The 19,988-nt window shown below is 58.3% G+C and carries 18 protein-coding genes; 9 read left to right on the top strand and 9 right to left on the bottom strand.

Annotated elements, in window-relative coordinates; translation table 11 throughout:
• Positions 1-18 precede the first annotated feature (18 nt).
• A complete protein-coding gene (gene sodA / locus IM265_RS12035) occupies positions 19-639 on the bottom strand; it encodes a superoxide dismutase [Mn] (protein ID WP_003861999.1) in 621 nt (206 codons plus the stop codon).
• Between the two features lie 288 nt (positions 640-927).
• On the opposite strand from sodA, the gene rhaT reads away from it, so the two are divergent.
• Positions 928-1,962: an L-rhamnose/proton symporter RhaT gene (gene rhaT, locus IM265_RS12030; protein ID WP_193031905.1), complete on the top strand. Its 1,035-nt coding sequence runs from the start codon at positions 928-930 to the stop codon at positions 1,960-1,962.
• Here rhaT and rhaR read toward each other — a convergent pair whose 3' ends face one another.
• Together rhaR and rhaS are read right to left on the bottom strand one after the other, a co-directional pair.
• Positions 1,963-2,811 (bottom strand): HTH-type transcriptional activator RhaR, encoded by an 849-nt coding sequence (rhaR, locus tag IM265_RS12025; protein WP_028014857.1) that lies wholly within the window; start codon positions 2,809-2,811, stop codon positions 1,963-1,965.
• Between the two features lie 73 nt (positions 2,812-2,884).
• Positions 2,885-3,721: an HTH-type transcriptional activator RhaS gene (gene rhaS / locus IM265_RS12020; protein WP_192979113.1), complete on the bottom strand. Its 837-nt coding sequence runs from the start codon at positions 3,719-3,721 to the stop codon at positions 2,885-2,887.
• A gap of 301 nt (positions 3,722-4,022) precedes the next feature.
• On the opposite strand from rhaS, the gene rhaB reads away from it, so the two are divergent.
• The 5 genes from rhaB to rhaM all read left to right on the top strand — a co-directional run bounded on the left by rhaB (position 4,023) and on the right by rhaM (position 9,165).
• Positions 4,023-5,492 carry a rhamnulokinase gene (gene rhaB, locus IM265_RS12015; protein ID WP_193031907.1) on the top strand — a complete coding sequence of 490 codons (1,470 nt, stop codon included), beginning with the start codon at positions 4,023-4,025 and terminating at the stop codon, positions 5,490-5,492.
• A complete protein-coding gene (gene rhaA, locus IM265_RS12010; RefSeq protein ID WP_193031909.1) occupies positions 5,489-6,748 on the top strand; it encodes an L-rhamnose isomerase in 1,260 nt (419 codons plus the stop codon). The genes rhaB and rhaA overlap by 4 nt, the downstream gene beginning before the upstream one ends.
• A gap of 96 nt (positions 6,749-6,844) precedes the next feature.
• Complete coding sequence (gene rhaD / locus IM265_RS12005) at positions 6,845-7,675, top strand: rhamnulose-1-phosphate aldolase (protein WP_193031911.1); 831 nt, start codon at positions 6,845-6,847, stop codon at positions 7,673-7,675.
• A gap of 30 nt (positions 7,676-7,705) precedes the next feature.
• Positions 7,706-8,854 (top strand): lactaldehyde reductase, encoded by a 1,149-nt coding sequence (gene fucO, locus IM265_RS12000; protein WP_193031913.1) that lies wholly within the window; start codon positions 7,706-7,708, stop codon positions 8,852-8,854.
• Positions 8,851-9,165 carry an L-rhamnose mutarotase gene (gene rhaM / locus IM265_RS11995; RefSeq protein ID WP_100171276.1) on the top strand — a complete coding sequence of 105 codons (315 nt, stop codon included), beginning with the start codon at positions 8,851-8,853 and terminating at the stop codon, positions 9,163-9,165. Before fucO ends, rhaM begins: the two co-directional genes overlap by 4 nt.
• Here the strand turns inward: rhaM and IM265_RS11990 are convergent.
• The 4 genes from IM265_RS11990 to IM265_RS11975 all read right to left on the bottom strand — a co-directional run bounded on the left by IM265_RS11990 (position 9,153) and on the right by IM265_RS11975 (position 14,264).
• Positions 9,153-10,430 (bottom strand): MFS transporter, encoded by a 1,278-nt coding sequence (locus IM265_RS11990; RefSeq protein ID WP_193031915.1) that lies wholly within the window; start codon positions 10,428-10,430, stop codon positions 9,153-9,155. The two genes, rhaM and IM265_RS11990, sit on opposite strands and share 13 nt — an antisense overlap.
• Before the next feature lie 44 nt (positions 10,431-10,474).
• Positions 10,475-12,598: an alpha-galactosidase gene (locus IM265_RS11985; protein ID WP_193031917.1), complete on the bottom strand. Its 2,124-nt coding sequence runs from the start codon at positions 12,596-12,598 to the stop codon at positions 10,475-10,477.
• Between the two features lie 104 nt (positions 12,599-12,702).
• Positions 12,703-13,698 carry a LacI family DNA-binding transcriptional regulator gene (locus IM265_RS11980; RefSeq protein WP_182034766.1) on the bottom strand — a complete coding sequence of 332 codons (996 nt, stop codon included), beginning with the start codon at positions 13,696-13,698 and terminating at the stop codon, positions 12,703-12,705.
• Positions 13,699-13,715: 17 nt separating this feature from the next.
• Complete coding sequence (locus IM265_RS11975; protein WP_003861973.1) at positions 13,716-14,264, bottom strand: helix-turn-helix domain-containing protein; 549 nt, start codon at positions 14,262-14,264, stop codon at positions 13,716-13,718.
• A gap of 103 nt (positions 14,265-14,367) precedes the next feature.
• On the opposite strand from IM265_RS11975, the gene IM265_RS11970 reads away from it, so the two are divergent.
• The gene (locus IM265_RS11970) at positions 14,368-15,027 is read left to right on the top strand and encodes an AzlC family ABC transporter permease (protein ID WP_028014867.1); all 660 of its coding nucleotides are present in this window, start codon (positions 14,368-14,370) and stop codon (positions 15,025-15,027) included.
• Entirely contained in the window at positions 15,027-15,350 is a 324-nt protein-coding gene (locus tag IM265_RS11965; RefSeq protein ID WP_028014868.1) for an AzlD domain-containing protein, read from the top strand. The genes IM265_RS11970 and IM265_RS11965 overlap by 1 nt, the downstream gene beginning before the upstream one ends.
• A 40-nt stretch (positions 15,351-15,390) precedes the next feature.
• On the opposite strand, the gene IM265_RS11960 is transcribed toward IM265_RS11965, so the two are convergent.
• Both IM265_RS11960 and fdhD read right to left on the bottom strand, forming a co-directional pair.
• Positions 15,391-15,603: a DUF1471 domain-containing protein gene (locus IM265_RS11960; RefSeq protein ID WP_041911778.1), complete on the bottom strand. Its 213-nt coding sequence runs from the start codon at positions 15,601-15,603 to the stop codon at positions 15,391-15,393.
• 114 nt (positions 15,604-15,717) lie between these two features.
• Entirely contained in the window at positions 15,718-16,554 is an 837-nt protein-coding gene (fdhD, locus tag IM265_RS11955; protein WP_047366787.1) for a formate dehydrogenase accessory sulfurtransferase FdhD, read from the bottom strand.
• A 371-nt stretch (positions 16,555-16,925) separates the two neighbouring features.
• Between fdhD and fdnG the strand changes: the two genes are divergently transcribed.
• Positions 16,926-19,976: a formate dehydrogenase-N subunit alpha gene (gene fdnG, locus IM265_RS11950; RefSeq protein ID WP_100171272.1), complete on the top strand. Its 3,051-nt coding sequence runs from the start codon at positions 16,926-16,928 to the stop codon at positions 19,974-19,976.
• Positions 19,977-19,988: the final 12 nt, after the last annotated feature.

The raw sequence follows: 19,988 nt of genomic DNA, 5'->3' as shown, positions 1-19,988 counted from the left end.
ACAGGCGTCAATGCAACCTTATTTTTTAGCGGCGAAACGCGCTGCTGCTTCGTCCCAGTTCACGACATCCCAGAACGCTTTGATGTAGTCAGGGCGACGGTTCTGGAACTTCAGGTAGTAAGCGTGTTCCCACACGTCCAGACCCAGGATTGGGAAACCGGATGCGCCAGAGATCGCTTCACCCATCAGCGGGGAGTCCTGGTTAGCAGTAGAAACCACTGCCAGCTTGTCGCCTTTCAGAACCAGCCACGCCCAGCCAGAGCCGAAGCGGGTTGCAGCGGCTTTTTCGAATTCCGCTTTGAAGTTGTCTACGGAACCGAAGTCGCGCTCGATAGCCGCTTTCAGGTCGCCCTGCAGGGTGGTGCCAGTTTTCAGGCCTTTCCAGAACAGGCTGTGGTTAGCGTGACCGCCCGCGTTGTTACGCAGTACGGTTTTCTTGTCTGCTGGCAGCTGGTCCAGCTTGGTGATCAGCTCTTCAACAGGCAGATTAGCGAACTCTGGCAGGCTTTCCAGCGCAGCATTCGCGTTGTTCACGTAGGTCTGGTGGTGTTTAGTGTGATGGATTTCCATCGTCTGCTTGTCGAAATGCGGTTCCAGTGCGTCGTAGGCATACGGCAGGGATGGCAGTGTATAACTCATAATCCTCTCCATTATTGTCGGGCGGCACAGCTGTTAATGCCGCGTAAGCAGTTGGTTCATTATAGTTAATTAAATGATATTGAAAATGATTATCAATGCCGTAGTTTTTATAAGGTTATTCGGTTTTTGAGAAATAAAAGAATTGTGAGTCTGCTCACGCGCTTAACGTGCTGATTGCCATTCAAAACAAAAGTGCGGCAACCTTCTGAAGGTTCCTGAACAGCCTAATTTTTACACTCATCAAGTCGGGGGGAAGCCTCCGGCTATAAAAACGATGAGGACGTAAAAATGAATCATGCGATTACGATGGGTATCTTCTGGCATTTAATAGGCGCAGCCAGTGCAGCCTGTTTCTATGCCCCGTTCAAAAAGGTGAAAGGCTGGTCGTGGGAAACCATGTGGTCCGTTGGCGGTACCGTGTCCTGGCTGATTTTGCCGTGGACAATCAGCGCCATGCTGCTGCCCGATTTCTGGGGCTACTTCTCCTCTTTCAACGCCTCCACCCTGCTACCGGTATTCCTGTTCGGCGCGATGTGGGGCATCGGCAACATCAACTACGGCCTGACCATGCGCTACCTCGGGATGTCGATGGGTATCGGCATCGCGATTGGCATTACGCTGATCGTCGGCACCCTGATGACGCCCATTCTTAACGGCCATTTCGACGTGCTGATCAACACCCAGGGCGGGCGAATGACGCTGCTGGGCGTGCTGGTGGCGGTGATCGGCGTGGGGATCGTCACCCGCGCAGGCCAGCTAAAAGAACGCAAGATGGGCATCAGGGCCGAAGAGTTCAACCTGAAGAAAGGGCTGCTGCTGGCGGTGATGTGCGGGGTCTTCTCGGCGGGCATGTCGTTCGCCATGAACGCCGCCAAACCGATGCACGACGCCGCTGCGGCGCTGGGCGTTGACCCGCTGTATGTTGCCCTGCCAAGCTACGTGGTGATCATGGGCGGCGGCGCGCTGGTAAACCTCGGCTTCTGCTTTATCCGTCTGGCAAAAGTGAAGAACCTGTCGTTAAAAGCCGACTTCTCGCTGGCAAAACCGCTGATCCTTACCAACGTTCTGCTCTCTGCACTCGGCGGCCTGATGTGGTATCTGCAATTCTTCTTCTACGCCAGGGGCCACGCCAGCATTCCGCCGCAGTACGACTACATAAGCTGGATGCTGCACATGAGCTTCTACGTGCTGTGCGGCGGTCTGGTTGGGCTGGTGCTGAAGGAGTGGAACAACGCCGGACGTCGTCCGGTTGGCGTACTGAGCCTGGGCTGCGTGGTGATTATCATTGCGGCCAATATCGTCGGCCTCGGCATGGCGAACTGATTACGCTGCTTTTCGACTGCGATGACGCCACTGAACCGGCGTCATCCCCACCTCACGGTTAAACACCACCGAAAAGTAGTTACTGTCCTCAAAGCCGCAGCGCATCGCCACTTCACTGACCATCAGCTCCGTATGCTGTAACAGATACTGGGCGTGGCAGATGCGCAGCTGGCGCAGGTAATGGTTTATCGTCATCCCCGTCTGGGTGCGGAACTGCTGGCGCAGCGCGCGCTCGCTGCACTGCTCCTGCTCGCAGAATTTTTCCAGTACGAAACTCTTGTTCAGACTGCCCGCAAGCCGGGCGATCAGCTTATCCAGCAGCGCTTCCTGCGTGGTGGCGGAGGGATTATCCGTGGCGTAACGATGACGCTTCAGGGTCATCACCAGCTGGGCGAAAAGCAGCTCCGACATCTGGTTTGCCACCGGGTCGCTCTTCTGGCTCTCCTGCTCCAGCTGGGAAATCGTCTGGCGCACCTGAGCCATGCCGCTGCTGCTTAAGCGCCAGTGCGGTTCGCCTCCGGCATTCAGAATGCCCGGAATGTTGCTCGCCCAGTCGACATTCAGTTTAAGCCTGTCAGGGCAGTAGATGACGTTCTGCAACACCAGATCGTTAACCGAGGCGTAGGCGTGTTTGTCTTCGGCGCGAATGTAAAACAGATCCCCGCGCGTGATGCGGTAGGGCCGGTCGTTGAGGACGTGCAGGCCGTTGCCGCGCCACACCAGCACTAGCTCGCAGAACTCATGGGTGTGCTCGGCAAAGACATTTTGCGGGTAACGGTCAGCCACCGCGACGGCCTGACTCGCGGAGGCAAAAAAATCATCTTTGCGAAGAATTAACTGAGCGGCCACACCACAACCTCTACGGCGAATAACCGGGCATTATTAGCTTTTTTGCGGCCTGAAAACGGTGACTGCCCTCGCGTTACTGAAGCAACGCGTCTTTCCCCTGACGAATATCGCGCGGCGACCAGCTAAATTCCCGGCGAAATAGCGTCGAAAAGTGATTACTGTCGCCGAAACCGCAGCGATAAGCAATTTCTGTAACACTTTCGTCGGTATGCCGTAAAAGGTGACGCGCTTTGATCAGGCGCAGACGGTTAAGGTAACGCTGCGGCGTGAGCCCGGTATGCTGCTTGAGCTGACGATGCAGCGTGCGCAGCGAGAGCGAAAAGTCGTCCGCCAGCGTTTCCCAGCAGACATCTTCAGCGAAATGATCTTCCAGCCAGGCCATGAGCTGGTTCAGCCGTGCGTCATTATTTTCCATCCCTTCCACCAGGCTGCTTCGGCGCAGCAGCACCAGCAGCTGCATAAACAGCATCTCGCGGGTGGCAATCGCGTGCGTCTCCTGCCCGTCCTCGCTCTGCTCCATCTGGCTCACCAGCTGACGCACCTGCTGTAACGTGGATTGATTCACCCGCCAGTGCGACGGGTAGTGGCCGTCCTTCTCCTGCGGCAACAGCTGATTCAACCCGGAGAGAAACTGGAACGCGTCCGGGGAACGATAGAGCACGTTGGTCAGACACAGGTTGTCGGTATGTTCATACAGGTGTCTGTCGTGGTCGCGCACGAAGCACACCGTACCGCCGCTGATGGTATACGGCTGACCGTTGAACACGTGGATGCCTGTTCCGTGCTCAACAATCACAATCTCATGAAAATCATGATGATGCTCCGGGAACGCAGCCTGAGGAAGCCGTGGCTCAATCGCGACGGGAGAAGCCCCCGAAGGAAAAAAATCGACGCTGTGCAGTACGGTCATAACGGCCCCCACCAATGAGAAAAGTTCTCAAAATAGTAATTAAGGCCCTCCACGCTCACCTTAAATTTTTGACAGTAAACCGCGCAAAAGCTGCCGATTTTTCAAGAAACAGGCGGAAAGATCGGGAAATGCGGTCAGCGTCACACTGCCTGCAAACCCCGTCATTACTGGAAACTGTGAACTCCCTCACGTTCACCTTTGCTTTCTTGCCAGCGCGAGATTTTGGCTGTCAGTGGCGAGAAGGTGGCTATTTCTTCCCTTTCTTACACTCATCGCTAATGACTTAAGAAAGGACCCGACCATGACTTTTCGCCATTGTGTGGCTGTCGATTTAGGCGCATCCAGCGGCCGTGTAATGCTCGCCACCTGGGACTGTGACCAGCACACCCTTACGCTTCGCGAAATGCACCGTTTCGCCAATTGTCTGCAAAAACAGGACGGTTTTGTGACCTGGGATATTGATGCGCTGGAAGCGGAGATCCGCACCGGACTTCACAACGTCTGCGAAGACGGTATCCGCATCGACAGTATCGGCATTGATACCTGGGGCGTGGATTACGTGCTGCTGGACAGTCACGGCGAACGCGTCGGCCTGCCCGTCTCCTACCGCGACAGCCGCACCGATGGGCTGATGGCGCACGCCATCGCGCAGCTTGGCAAGGAGAACATCTATGGTCGCAGCGGCATTCAGTTTCTGCCGTTTAACACGCTGTATCAGCTGCGGGCGATGGTTGAGCAACAGCCAGAGCTGGTTGAAAAGGTGGCGCATGCGCTGCTGATCCCGGACTACTTAAGCTATCGTCTGACCGGCAACATGAACTGGGAATACACCAACGCCACCACCACGCAGCTGGTCAATATCAACACCGATAACTGGGATGAACACCTGCTGGCATGGACGGGCGCCTCGCCGTCCTGGTTCGGCGCGCCAACCCATCCGGGCAATGTCATCGGCCAGTGGATTTGCCCGCAGGGGAATGAAATTCCCGTTGTCGCCGTCGCCAGTCACGACACCGCAAGCGCGGTCATTGCCTCGCCGCTCGCCAGCAAAGACGCGGCCTATCTCTCCTCCGGCACCTGGTCGCTGATGGGTTTTGAGAGCAAAACGCCTTACACCAGCGACGCCGCGCTGGCCGCCAATATCACCAACGAAGGCGGTGCCGAAGGACGCTACCGCGTGCTGAAGAACATCATGGGCCTGTGGCTGCTCCAGCGGGTGCTGAAAGAGCAGAACGTCACCGACCTGCCCGCGCTTATCGCGGAAACCGAAAAGCTGAAGGCCTGCACCTTTCTGATTAACCCGAACGACGACCGCTTTATTAACCCGGTGCACATGAGCACTGAGATCCAGGCCGCCTGTTTTGACGCGGGGCAGCCGGTACCTTCCCGCCCCGCCGAGCTGGCGCGCTGTATTTTTGACAGCCTCGCCCTGCTCTATGCCGACATCCTGAGCGAACTGGCTGACCTTCGCGGTAAACCGTTCAGCCAGCTGCACATCGTGGGCGGCGGCTGCCAGAACCAGCTGCTGAACCAGCTCTGCGCCGATGCCTGTGGCATTACCGTGGTGGCAGGTCCCGTAGAGGCTTCCACGCTCGGCAACATTGGCATTCAGTTGATGACGCTGGACGAACTATCAAACGTCGACGATTTCCGTTCGGTGGTGACGGCGAATAACAGCCTGACCACCTTCACCCCCAATCCCTGCCATGACATTGCCCGCTACCGGGCGCAGTTTCAGCAAAAACGACTGACTAAGGAGCTTTGCGCATGACCACTCAACTTAAACAAGCCTGGGACCTGGCTAAACAGCGTTTCGCCGCCGTCGGCGTGGATGTCGAAGAGGCGCTGCGCCAGCTCGACCGTCTGCCCGTCTCCATGCACTGCTGGCAGGGTGATGACGTCGCCGGTTTCGAGAATCCGGGCGGTTCCCTGACGGGTGGCATTCAGGCAACGGGTAACTACCCGGGCAAAGCGCGCAACGCCACCGAACTGCGTGCGGATCTGGAGCTGGCGCTGAGCCTCATCCCAGGGCCAAAACGCCTGAACCTGCACGCGATTTATCTCGAATCGGACTCGCCGGTCGCGCGTAACGAAATCAAACCGGAACACTTTAAGAACTGGGTGGAGTGGGCAAAGGCCAACCGGCTGGGACTGGATTTTAACCCGTCCTGCTTCTCGCACCCGCTGAGCGCGGACGGGTTTACCCTTGCACACGCCAACGACGAAATCCGGCAGTTCTGGATCGACCACGTCAAAGCCAGCCGACGCGTCTCGGCGTATTTCGGCGAGCAGCTCGGCACGCCGTCGGTGATGAATATCTGGATCCCGGACGGCATGAAGGACATCACCGTTGACCGTCTGGCGCCACGCCAGCGCCTGCTGGCCGCTCTGGATGAAGCCATCAGCGAGAAGCTGGATCCGGCGCACCATATCGACGCGGTGGAGAGCAAGCTGTTCGGCATTGGCGCAGAGAGCTACACCGTGGGCTCAAACGAGTTCTACATGGGCTACGCCACCAGCCGCCAGACCGCGCTGTGCCTGGATGCTGGCCACTTCCACCCAACGGAAGTCATCTCCGACAAAATTTCCGCCGCCATGCTCTACGTGCCGCGCCTGCTGCTGCACGTCAGCCGTCCGGTGCGCTGGGACAGCGACCACGTAGTCCTGCTGGACGACGAAACCCAGGCGATTGCCAGCGAAATCATCCGCCACGATCTGTTTGACCGCGTGCACATCGGACTCGACTTCTTTGACGCCTCCATCAACCGCATCGCGGCGTGGGTTATCGGCACCCGCAACATGAAGAAAGCGCTGCTGCGCGCTCTGCTGGAGCCAACCGCCGCGCTGAAACAGTTGGAAAAGAGCGGCGATTACACCGCGCGCCTGGCGCTGCTGGAGGAGCAGAAATCCCTGCCGTGGCCGGCGGTGTGGGAGATGTACTGCCAGCGTCACGATGCGCCTGCGGGCAGCCAGTGGCTGGACAACGTGCGGGCGTATGAGAAGGACGTTCTCGCCGCTCGTCAGTAAAAAATATCGCCCGGCAGCGCATTGCATGCCGGGCCTACAGGTAAAAGCAGGCCGGGTAAGCGTAACGCCACCCGGCATTTTCAAAGGAAACACTGTATGCAGACCATCACCATCTCCTGGTTCGTCCAGGGCATGATCAAAGCCACCTCCGACGCCTGGCTGAAGGGCTGGGACGAGCGCAACGGCGGCAACCTCACGCTGCGCCTGGACGATGCGGACATCGAGCCGTACGCCGCCGATTTTCACCAGAAGCCGCGCTATATTGCCCTGAGTCAGCCGATGCCGCTGCTCGCCAACACGCCGTTTATCGTTACCGGTTCCGGGAAGTTCTTCCGTAACGTTCAACTGGACCCGGAAGCCAATCTCGGTGTCGTGAGGGTAGACAGCGACGGCGCGGGATACCACATTCTGTGGGGGCTAACGGACGACGCGGTGCCGACCTCTGAACTGCCGGCGCACTTCCTCTCCCACTGCGAGCGCATCAAGGCGACTGACGGCAAAGACCGCGTCATCATGCACTGCCACGCCACTAACCTGATCGCCCTGACCTACGTGCTGGAAAATAATTCTGATTTCTTTACCCGCAAGCTGTGGGAAGGCAGTACCGAATGCCTGGTGGTCTTCCCGGACGGTGTCGGTATTCTGCCGTGGATGGTGCCGGGTACCGACGAAATCGGTCAGGCGACCGCGACGGATATGCAAAAGCACGCCCTGGTGCTGTGGCCGTTCCACGGCGTCTTCGGCAGCGGCCCGACGCTGGATGAAACCTTCGGCCTGATCGACACCGCCGAGAAATCCGCGGAGGTGCTGGTGAAGGTCTATTCCATGGGCGGCATGAAGCAGACCATCACCCGGGAAGAGCTGATCGCGCTGGGCAAACGTTTTGGCGTTACCCCGATGCAGTCGGCCCTGGATTTATACGCGTAACGCCACAGGCGATAGTTAAGGAGAATTATCATGAGCTTTATGTTGGCACTTCCCAAAATTAGCCTGCATGGCGCGGGTGCAATCGGCGATATGGTCAACCTGGTAGCGACCAGGCAGTGGGGCAAAGCGCTGGTTGTCACCGACGGCCAACTGGTGAAACTGGGCCTGCTCGACAGCCTGTTTACCGCGCTGGACGCCCATCAAATGTCATATCACCTGTTCGATGAGGTGTTTCCGAACCCGACGGAAGCGCTGGTGCAAAAAGGATTTGCGGCTTACCGGGACGCGGAGTGTGATTACATCATCGCCTTTGGCGGCGGCAGCCCGATTGATACCGCCAAGGCGATTAAAATCCTCACCGCCAACCCGGGTCCATCAACCGATTATTCCGGCGTCGGCAAGGTGAAAAACGCAGGCGTGCCGCTGGTGGCGATCAACACTACCGCAGGCACCGCGGCAGAGATGACCAGCAACGCGGTGATCATCGACTCCGCGCGTCAGGTGAAAGAGGTGATTATCGACCCGAACATCATCCCGGATATTGCCGTGGACGATGCCAGCGTGATGCTTGATATTCCCGCCCCGGTGACCGCCGCGACCGGTATGGATGCGTTAACGCACGCCATTGAAGCCTACGTGTCCGTTGGCGCACACCCGCTGACCGATGCCAATGCGCTGGAAGCGATTCGCCTGATTAACCTCTGGCTGCCGAAAGCGGTCGACGACGGTCATAACCTGGAAGCGCGCGAGCAGATGGCGTTTGGTCAGTACCTGGCAGGTATGGCGTTTAACAGCGCCGGGCTGGGGCTGGTACATGCTCTGGCGCACCAGCCGGGCGCAACGCACAACCTGCCGCATGGCGTGTGCAACGCCATCCTGCTGCCGATCATCGAAAACTTTAACCGCCCGAACGCGGTCGCGCGTTTTGCCCGCGTGGCGCAGGCAATGGGCGTCGATACCCGCGGGATGAGCGATGAAGCCGCAAGCATGTCCGCCATTCAGGCGATTCGTGACCTGAGCGCCCGCGTCGGCATTCCGTCTGGCTTCAGCCAGCTCGGCGTCACCAAAGCCGATATCGAAGGCTGGCTGGATAAAGCCCTCGCCGATCCGTGTGCACCGTGCAACCCGCGCACCGCCAGCCGCGACGAGGTCCGCGAGCTGTACCTGGAGGCATTATGATCCGCAAAGCGTTTGTGATGCAGATAAACCCGGACGCGCACGAGGAGTACGCGCGTCGCCACAATCCGATCTGGCCCGAACTGGAAGCGGTGTTGAAAGACCACGGCGCACACCACTATGCCATTTACCTCGATAAAGCACGCAACCTGCTGTTTGCGACGGTGGAGATTGAGTCGGAGGAGCGCTGGAACGCGGTGGCGAATACCGACGTGTGCCAGCGCTGGTGGAAATATATGGCTGACGTCATGCCGTCGAACCCGGATAACAGCCCGGTGAGCGCCGGGCTGAAAGAGGTGTTTTACCTGGAGTGATGCGTTAACGCTGCCGCCCCTGTGGTGGCAGCAATCTCCCGCCTGCTGCTCAGCGTAAACGCCGACACCACCGTAATCGCCAGCACGAAACAGCCCAGCATCAGATACGTCTCCTGGAAGCCGATCCGGTCATACATATTTCCGGCAAAGGCGGAGAGGAAAATCGCTGCCGACTGTTTCGCAAACTGGAAGCCAATCAGGTAGATGGTGGCCGACAGGCGCGTATCAAACACTCCGGTGATGTATTTGAATGCCCCCACCAGCAGGAACGGGACCTCCAGCGCGTGCAGCATCTTCAGGGCGATCACCTCCACGGCAGTGGTGGCAAACGACGAGCCGATAATGCGCGTCGCCATAATCACCCCGGCGATCAGCAGCGTGTTCTTCGCGCCGATGCGGTTAATGATCCACGGCGAGCAGAACATGATGATGGCGTTACAAATCTCCCCCGCCGTGGTGGCAAAACCAAAGGCGCGGGTCCCTTCCTGCGGAGTGGCGAAGAAGGTTTTAAAGAAGGTGGCAAACTGCTGGTCGAAAACGTCATACACGCAGGCCACGCCAATCACGTACAGGATGAACATCCACATTCTGCGCTGGCGGAACAGGTTGAACACGGTTTTAGCGGTGATTTGCGGCTGGTTCGCGCCCAGGGCGTTCATCACCTGCGCCGTCTGGTTGGGCTTCGGTTTCGCGACCACCAGCAACAGCATCAGCAAAAGCGCCGCCGCCGATCCCATCCAGAAAACATACGACGGGTCGATGCCGAACAGGATGCCGCCCGTTGAGGCGCACAGCCCCCAGCCGAGGCAGCCAAACATGCGCGCCTTGCCGTACTCAAAGAAGCTGTTGCGGCTCACGCGTTCAATGTAGGCCTCAATGGCCCCGGATCCGGCTGAAAAAACAAAGCCGATATACAACCCGCCGCTCAGCGCGCCCAGCCAGATATTGGTTTTCAACAGTGGCGCGAAGACGTTCAGGAAGAACGGTGCGAACAGAAACAGCAGCACCGAGATTATCCACAGCAGGTGTTTTTTCAGCCCCAGCTTGTCCGAAATGACGCCCAGCACCGGCTGGAACGCGATGGCCGACAGCGAGATGCAGGAGAAGACAATCCCGGTATGGGTTTTATTCAGGCCAATGATGTCCGACAGCCAGATCGGCAGGAACGGAAAGCAGGTGGCCATGATGAAGAAGTAGAGAAAGAAGAACAGCCCGAAGATCCAGAAATTGGGGTTGTCTTTGTGGGTACAGGTTGTTGTGTTCATTATTTTTATCCTCAACGGAGGGCCGGTTGCCCGGCCCGTCACCTTTACACGCGTTCCACGCCAATCAGAATGGCGGTTTCCGGATCCAGAATCGGCAGCGCAATACCCGCCCGCATCAGCCATTCGCCGCTTGCCGTTTGCGGGGCTTCCATCCACGCTGGCAGCTTGCGCATGGTGTGCCCGCCCTCGCCCGTGATCTGAATGTTCGGGTGATCCAGCAGCGTGATGCGGTACTGCGCGCTGGCGTCTAACCCCGGCATGCGCAGCGGCATCATCAGGGTGTAATCCGGCATCGCGAGCTGGCTGACCAAAAACAGCCCCTGCGTTTTGTCTTCGCTCACTATACCCTGCGCCAGCGTGGTGGCATCCGGCATGTCCACGCGCCAATGGGTACCGTGATGAATCACCTCACGCCACCGCTTATACAGCGCGGCATAATGGCGATAGCCCTCACGCTCCTGCGCATCGACGGTGAGCGGATCCAGCTCCAGCCCCATATGCCCAAACAGCGCCGTCAGCCCACGGAAAGCGATGCTGTGCTGGCGGAAGGTGGCGTGACATTTATGATGACCGATATGCGCCCCCATCACCTCCGGCGGGAAGAAATAGCTCATGCCGCGCTGGATCGTGTTGCGCTCCAGCGCGTCGTTGTTGTCGGACGCCCAGAAGCGATGGCTGCGGGTCAGCACTTCATAATCGATTCGCCCCCCGCCGGAGGAGCAGGATTCAAATTCAATGTGCGGAAAACGCTCGCCCAGCACGTCCAGCAGGCGGTAAAACTGGCGGGTCTGCGCGTCGGCGGCGGCTTTACCGTTGTGCCCGGGCTGCACCAGCTCGCGGTTCATGTCCCATTTCACGTAGTCAACCGCATGCTCACCCAGCAGCCAGCTCATGCGCTCCACGAGATAATCAAAGGCCTCTGGGATGTTGAGATTAAGCACCAGCTGGTGCCGTCCGGTCGCCTGCGCGTAGCCCGGCAGCGCCAGCACCCAGTCAGGATGCGCGCGATACAGATCGGAATCCGGGTTAATCATCTCCGGCTCGATCCAGATGCCAAACTCCATGCCGAGCCGTTTAACGTGACTGATTACCGGCGTCAGGCCGTTCGGGTATTTTTTCTCATCCAGGTACCAGTCGCCCAGCGCGGCATGGTCGTCGTTGCGGCCTTTGAACCAGCCGTCGTCAATGATAAAGCGCTCCACGCCCAGCGCGGCGGCCTCATCGGCCATACGCATGATGTACTCCGGATCGTGGCTGAAGTAGATCCCCTCCCAGGTATTGAGGTGTACCGGGCGCGGTTTGTTTTCCGGGAAGCGGATGATGCTGTCTCGCAGGTAGCGGTGGAACTGCTGGCTCATGCCGTTCAGCCCGTGCGGGGAGTAGCTGGCATACAGGCGCGGCGTCCAGAGCGTTTCGCCCTCTTCAATCGCCATTTCACCCGGCAGGTAAAGCGCTTCGGCCTGTATATAACGGCGACCATCGGTTTTCGCTTCGGCGCGCAGGCGGTGGTTGCCGCTCCAGCCCAGATGCACGCCCCAGACGTCGCCCTGCATTTCGCTGAACGATGGCGTACCGGCGATTAGCGCCGGGAAATGTTCGTGGGACGTTTTACCCCGACGGTTTTCAATGACAAAGCTGTCGTGTTCAAGCGTGACGCGGTGCGGCTGAAATTCCCTGATCCAGCGTCCGTGAAAGGCCATAACCTCCTGCGCGCGCTCGGCCACCGGCAGCGTGACGGCGAATCGGTCCACCTGCCACGCCAGCGCTTTCAGGTTGGTTAACCCATGGCGCACCACCAGCACACCGCTGGCCTCCAGCATCAGCTCGCTGGTCAGACGCAGTCCCGCGCATTCATCTTCGGCGGTTATCGTCAGGGTGTTTATGTCCTGCTGCACCTGCGTGGTTTTAAACACCGGGGAACCGTCCAGCCCCTGGCGATGCCCCTCAATACCGGGCGAGCCAAACAGCCCATGCCCCAGTTCAGCCATCAGCGTTACCGGGGAGTCCACATCCAGCCTGCCGTTTGCCACCGGCCGCGCCAGCGTAGCGACATTCTGCGGCGAAAAGTGCTGAAGGTGCGGCCCCCAGTAGAGAATTTCGGCGAATGGTTGGGTTTTCATCACCACGTCAACCGTGGTGCTTTCGAGTCGTAAAATGGCATCTTGCATCAGACATCTCCTGTCGTCGGGATGCCTTGAGTGTTGATCCGAAACGTTTCGGATACAAACCAAAACGTTTCGGATCTGTGATCGGGTTTGGAAATTTACGCGGTTTAGGCCGTCTGGCCCGGGAAGAATTCGGGCTGCCAGAGCACCTGGAGCCGTTCGACGTCGTCGCCGTTAATCAGCTGGCGCACCATATCGGCAATCTGTTTCCCGACGCCCTGACGAGTGGACTGGATCACTGCCGCCACGTCAGCATCAACGATGCTGTCCTGCGGAAGTCCGTCATAAACCACCAGCGCAACGGCGTTCTCGCCTGTCAGGCGGCCCAGTTCCGCCAGCGCCATCGCCGCGCCGTCGCCGTGGGTGTTGCAGTCGGTAATGATGGCCGTGGGGGGCTGCGGCAGGGAGAGAAGTTCTTTCGTGGTGGCATACCCCACGCGGCGCGAAGGGGGCATAGCGCGCAGCCATTCGCTGGAGAGCCCGGCTTCCCGCAGCGCGTCCAGGTAGCCCTGTCGCCGCTGGGTGATAAATGCCTGATTATTGCTTTCGCCCAGCAGGGCGATGCGCTGATGGCCTTTCTCAATCAGCCAGCGGGTGGCCTGGTACGTGCCAGCATAGTTGTCGAAGTCGAACCACGCGTACGGCTGCGGCAGCTGGCTGCGGCCGAGCGCCAGGAAGGGGAAACCGGCGGCCTGCAGCTGTTCAAGTCGCGGATCGTGATCCAGCGTGTGGGCCACAATCAGCGCATCCACGCGGCGGCTTTGCACCATGCGCATATAGCTATGCTTATCCGCCAGATCATCGTCGGCGATGAGCAGCAGGTCGATCTCATGTCGCGCCAGTTCGTGGCTAATTTCGCCGACCATGTCCATAAAAACGCTGTTATTGAGCGGAACAGGATGCACGGGAAAAACGAGGCCGACGGCATCAATTTTGCCCATCTTCAGGCGGCGCGCAAACGTATTAGGTCGGTAACCACGGCGCTGGGCCTCCGCCTCCACGCGGGCGCGCGTCTCAGCAGACACATCGTCATACCCGTTGAGGGCGCGGCTGACGGTAGTGACGGACAGCCCCAGTTCTTTAGCAATGGCTTTGAGCGACATGATTTTCCGTATCTTCGTTAATTTTGTTCCGCCACCAGAAGGGCGTGGGTGTCTGGCTCCAGCGCCTTAAAGATATGCGGCTGGTCGGCAGGGTAGCAAATGTAATCGCCCGGGCCGAGTTCTTCCGCCGCGTCGATCAGGCCGACCATCGCCCGCCCCTGGGTCACGATAATATGCTCAACTGACCCCGGCGGATGCGGCTGGGAAATACGGTCTGCCCCCGGCTGCGTCAGCAGCAGATAGATATCACGACGCGCGCCCGGCGGACACGCCGCCAGCAAAATCGCCTCGTAGTTTGCCTGCCCGGCAACCACCTTGGTGCCCTCGCCACGGCGGATCACCTGCGTGACGGGCTGCTGCGGCTCCAGTAACCGGGCAAACGGAATATCCAGCGCCACGCAAAGCGACCAGAGCGTTTCCAGGCTAGGATTGCCGTTGCCAGACTCCAGCTGAGAAAGCGTAGATTTGGCGATCCCGGCACGGCGGGCAATTTCCGCCAGTGACAGCCCGGTTCGCAGGCGTTCCCGCACCAGACTTTTGGCGATCACGCTGATTGGCTGCGTCATAAAAACGGCCTCTTTCTCTCTATAACGAACGATTCGTTCATCTTGTAAAACGATTTTGATGCGTTCATTATAATGGAAATACGTTCGATATGGCTAAAATGATATGAAGAATCCCCTCTCTTGCCTGAAAGGCGACACGATAAAAGCGATAATTTTGGTCTGCCTCGCGGTAGGCGTGGTCGGCATGTCTTACGGCTCCCTGGCGATGGCCTACGGTTTTCCGCTGTGGGTGCCGTTTGTGCTTTCCCTCACGGTGCTGGCGGGCGCATCCGAGTTTATGTTTATCGGTATTGTGGCAAGCGGAGGTAACCCGCTGGCGGCAGCGGCCGCCGGTTTGCTGGTCAACGCGCGCCATGTGCCGTTTGGCGTGACGGTGCGTGAACTGGTGGGCAAACGGGGTTTGAGCTATCTCGGCTGTCACATCATGAACGATGAAAGCGTGGTGTTTGGCCTGTCGCAAAAAACGCCCGAGCAGCGTAAAGCGGCCTACTGGCTGTGCGGTTTAGGCGTGGCGATTATCTGGCCGGTGGGGGCGCTGCTGGGTGCCATGGTCGGTAAACTGCTGCCGGACCCGGAGACCATCGGGCTGGACGCGGTGTTTCCGGCGATCCTGCTGGCGTTAGTGGTACCCGCGTTTAAAAACCGTACCACGCTGATCCGCGCCTGCAGCGGTGCCGCGCTATCACTGGCTGCCGTGCCGTTTGCCCCGGTGGGTTTACCGGTTCTGCTCTCGTTACTCGGTCTCGCTGCGAGGAAAAAATAATGGGAAACATGACGTTTTTTATTCTCGGCATCGCCATTCTTTCTGCCGGAACCTACCTGATGCGTCTCGGCGGGGCAAAGCTGGGCAACCGGCTGGCTCTCTCTGAACGATCGCAGGCGCTGCTTTCCGATGCGGCTACCGTTTTGCTGTTCTCCGTCGCGCTGGCGACCACGTTTTATGAAGGGGAACATTTTGCGGGCATGGCGCGCGTACTGGGCGTGGGGTTCGCGGTGTTCCTGGCATGGCGAAAAATGCCGTTAATTGTGGTGATCGTCGCGGCGGCGGTGGTGACGGCGCTGCTGCGTCTGGCGGGTATAAACTAAAAAAGCGCCCCAGGGGCGCTCTTTCGACGGTATAGCGAAATTATTTGTTCAGTTCAGCGGTCATGTGTACGCGGTTACCGGTGAACGCCTGGGTAATTTTGTAGGATGACGCGCCCGCTTCCTGAGCCTGAGCCGCGATTTTCGCTTCTGCGCTATCAATGGTGGAAGCAGAGGCGGTCACTGTCTGTGCAGCGAAAGAACCGAAAGAAGCAGCCAGAGCGATTACAGCGACAAAAGTTTTGATGCTTTTCATGATATAAACCCTTTCATTAAGTTGTTTAGGTAAGGCACCGTGCCTTGATGAGATAAATACTAGCCCTCATCCTGAACAACTAAAAGCGGAAGGATTTGCTATTATCATTCAAAATTACTGATCAACCATTAACCGCTGCGGATGGGTATAAATCGTCGCCCTGCCCGGCTTGCAGAACCCCACCAGCGTCAGATTGCAGCGCTCCGCCACCTCCACCGCCAGCGTGGTTGCCGCCGACACCGCAAACAGAATTTCCACGCCGCACATCGCGGACTTCTGCACCATCTCATAGCTGGCGCGGCTGGAAACAAGCGCCGCGCCCTGCTGCCAGAGATCGCTCTCCCCCGCACGACGGCCTAATAGCTTGTCGAGCGCGACGTGGCGGCCCACGTCCTCATGCCCTCCAGCAATATCTCCTGACGGCAATACCCACGCCGCCGCGTGCGTGCAGCCGCTCAGTTGGCCGATGGGCTGAACATCGTTGAGATTTTCCAGCGCACGGTCGAGATGCGCCAAATTGAAGGTCTGGGTAAACGGCAGTGGCGCAACGGGCTTGCCAATATCATTAAGCTGCTCAACACCACAGACACCGCACCCGGTACGCCCGGCCAGCGCGCGGCGGCGCTCTTTCAGCCCCATAAAGCGGCGGCTGGAGAGTTCGATTTGCACTTCAAGACCGTTACACGCCTGAACCACGTCCATGCCGTAGATCTCCTGCGGGTGCGCAATGATGCCTTCCGAAAGGGAAAAACCGATGGCGAACAGTTCGAGATCTTTAGGTGAGGCCATCATCACCACGTGCGAAATACCGTTGTAAACGAGGGCAACGGGCACTTCTTCAGCCAGAAAATCGGGTGTGGCATGGGTAATGTGGGGCGGTCTGCGTACCGACATTTCCACAATGCCCGCAGGCAGTGGCGATGAGCGGGTAGCACGGTTTTGTTTAGACACAGCGGTATTCCTGAACAACCACGGAAGTAGGCCTGCTATTGCAGCATAAACCGCAGGCCTTACGCATAGTATGGATCAACTTTTCGACACTCATTGTCCTACTCATTAAGAAGAGGTGCAACCCGGCCCCCGCTACACCCCTTTAACATGCAGAGCTTATAGTGTGATCAATGTCACACTTTATAATCAACACAGTGATAATACGTTCACTTTGTATTAACGCCGTTGGAACAGGTATACCGACATTGTGGTATTCTGATGATATCCCTCGGAGAAATGAGGGATTAACGCAAATTTTTCTCCTTTGCGGTCAATTCTCAACCGCGAAGTTAAAACTACATATATAAGCAATGTCGAACAAGGAGTGACCCATGCAGGTCAGCAGAAGGCAGTTCTTTAAGATCTGCGCTGGCGGTATGGCAGGCACCACGGCGGCGGCACTGGGCTTTGCGCCCGGCGTAGCGCTGGCGGAAACGCGGCAGTACAAACTGCTGCGCACCCGCGAAACCCGTAACACCTGTACGTACTGCTCCGTCGGCTGTGGGCTGTTGATGTATAGCCTCGGCGACGGTGCGAAAAACGCCAAAGCGTCTATTTTCCATATCGAAGGCGACCCGGACCATCCGGTCAACCGCGGCGCGCTGTGCCCGAAAGGGGCCGGTCTGGTGGACTTTATCCACTCCGAAAGCCGTCTGAAATTCCCGGAATATCGCGCACCTGGCTCCGATAAATGGCAGCAAATCAGCTGGGAAGAGGCGTTTGACCGCATCGCAAAACATATTAAAGAAGACCGCGATGCCAACTTTATTGAGAAGAACGCCGATGGCGTCACGGTCAACCGCTGGCTCTCCACCGGGATGCTGTGTGCTTCTGCCTCCAGCAACGAAACCGGCTATTTAACCCAGAAATTTACGCGCGCACTCGGTATGCTCGCGGTCGACAACCAGGCGCGTGTCTGACACGGACCAACGGTAGCAAGTCTTGCTCCAACATTTGGTCGCGGTGCGATGACCAACCACTGGGTCGACATCAAGAACGCCAACCTCATTGTGGTGATGGGCGGTAACGCCGCTGAAGCGCACCCTGTCGGGTTCCGCTGGGCGATGGAAGCCAAAATCCACAACGGTGCGAAACTGATTGTGATCGATCCCCGCTTTACGCGTACTGCGTCAGTGGCGGATTTCTACACCCCTATTCGTTCAGGTACTGACATCACTTTCCTGTCAGGCGTACTGCTGTACCTGATGACCAACGAAAAATATAACCGCGAGTACACCGAAGCCTATACCAACGCCAGCCTGATCGTGCGTGAGGATTACCACTTCGAAGATGGCCTGTTCAGCGGTTATGACGCGGAAAAACGCAAGTACGATAAAACCAGCTGGAACTACGAGCTGGATGAGAAAGGCTTTGCGAAGCGCGACACCACCCTGCAACACCCGCGCTGCGTATGGAACCTGCTGAAAGAGCACGTTTCCCGCTACACGCCGGACGTTGTCGAGAACATCTGCGGCACGCCGAAGGCGGACTTCCTGAAGGTCTGCGAGCTGATCGCGGAGACCAGCGCGAAGGACAAAACCGCGTCGTTCCTGTATGCACTCGGCTGGACGCAGCACTCCATCGGCGCGCAGAACATCCGTACCATGGCAATGGTGCAGCTGCTGCTCGGCAACATGGGGATGGCAGGCGGCGGCGTGAACGCCCTGCGCGGTCACTCTAACATCCAGGGTCTGACCGACCTCGGCCTGCTGTCTCAGAGCCTGACGGGTTACATGAACCTGCCGAGCGAGAAACAGACTGACCTGCAGACCTACCTGACGGCCAGCACGCCAAAACCGCTGCTCGAAGGCCAGGTGAACTACTGGGGCAACTATCCAAAGTTCTTCGTCTCGCTGATGAAAGCCTTCTACGGCGACAAAGCGACGGCGGAAAACAGCTGGGGCTTTGACTGGCTGCCGAAGTGGGACAAAGGTTACGACGTTCTCCAGTACTTCGAGATGATGCACCAGGGCCAGGTCAACGGCTATATCTGCCAGGGCTTTAACCCGGTGGCGTCGTTCCCGAACAAGAACAAGGTTGTTGAATCCCTCTCGAAGCTGAAGTTCCTGGTGACGATTGACCCGCTCAACACCGAGACCTCGACCTTCTGGCAGAACCACGGCGAATCAAACGACGTCGATCCGTCGAAGATTCAGACCGAAGTGTTCCGCCTGCCGTCTACCTGCTTCGCGGAAGAGAACGGTTCTATCGTCAACTCCGGCCGCTGGCTGCAGTGGCACTGGAAAGGCGCGGACGCCCCGGGCATCGCCATGAACGACGGCGAGATCCTGGCCGGTATCTTCTTACGCCTGCGTAAGATGTATGCGGCAGAAGGCGGCGCGAACCCTGAGCCGGTGCTGAACATGACCTGGAACTACTCGACGCCGGAAAATCCTGCGCCGGAAGAAGTGGCTATGGAGAGCAACGGTAAGGCGCTGGCGGACGTTATCGACCCGGCCACCGGCGCGGTTCTGGCGAAGAAAGGCGACCAGCTCAGCACCTTCGCCCACCTGCGCGATGACGGTACCACTTCCAGCGGCTGCTGGATCTTTGCCGGTAGCTGGACGCCGAAAGGCAACCAGATGGCCAACCGCGACAACGCCGACCCGTCGGGCCTCGGCAATACGCTGGGCTGGGCATGGGCGTGGCCACTGAACCGCCGCATCCTCTATAACCGTGCCTCCGCTGACCCGCAGGGTAACCCGTGGGATCCGAAGCGTCAGCTGCTGAAGTGGGACGGCGCGAAATGGGGCGGCGTGGATATTCCGGACTACAGCACTGCCGCACCAGGCAGCGACGTTGGGCCGTTTATCATGCAGCCTGAAGGGATGGGCCGTCTGTTTGCTATCGATAAGATGGCAGAAGGGCCGTTCCCGGAACATTACGAGCCGTTTGAGACGCCGCTGGGCACCAACCCGCTGCACCCGAACGTGGTCTCTAACCCGGCAGCGCGTATCTTCAAGGGCGACTTTGAAGCGCTGGGTAAAAAAGACAAGTTCCCGTACGTGGGCACCACTTACCGTCTGACCGAACACTTCCACTACTGGACCAAGCACGCGCTGCTTAACGCCATCGCGCAGCCGGAACAGTTTGTGGAGATCGGCGAGAAGCTGGCGAACAAGCTCGGCATTGCCCATGGCGATACCGTGAAGGTCTCCTCTAACCGCGGCTACATCAAGGCCAAGGCGGTGGTGACCAAGCGTATTCGCACGCTGAACGTTCACGGTCAGCAGGTGGATACCATCGGCATCCCAATTCACTGGGGTTATGAGGGCGTGGCGAAGAAAGGGTTCATTGCGAACACCCTGACGCCGTTCGTCGGCGATGCGAACACGCAGACGCCGGAGTTTAAGGCCTTCCTCGTGAACGTGGAAAAGGTGTAACGGAGACGACTT

The organism is Enterobacter cloacae complex sp. P17RS (genome assembly GCF_014895885.1).
GTDB lineage: Bacteria > Pseudomonadota > Gammaproteobacteria > Enterobacterales > Enterobacteriaceae > Enterobacter > Enterobacter bugandensis.
Note: the sequence above shows the minus strand (reverse complement) of the source record. Positions and strands in the feature narration are given on the sequence as shown.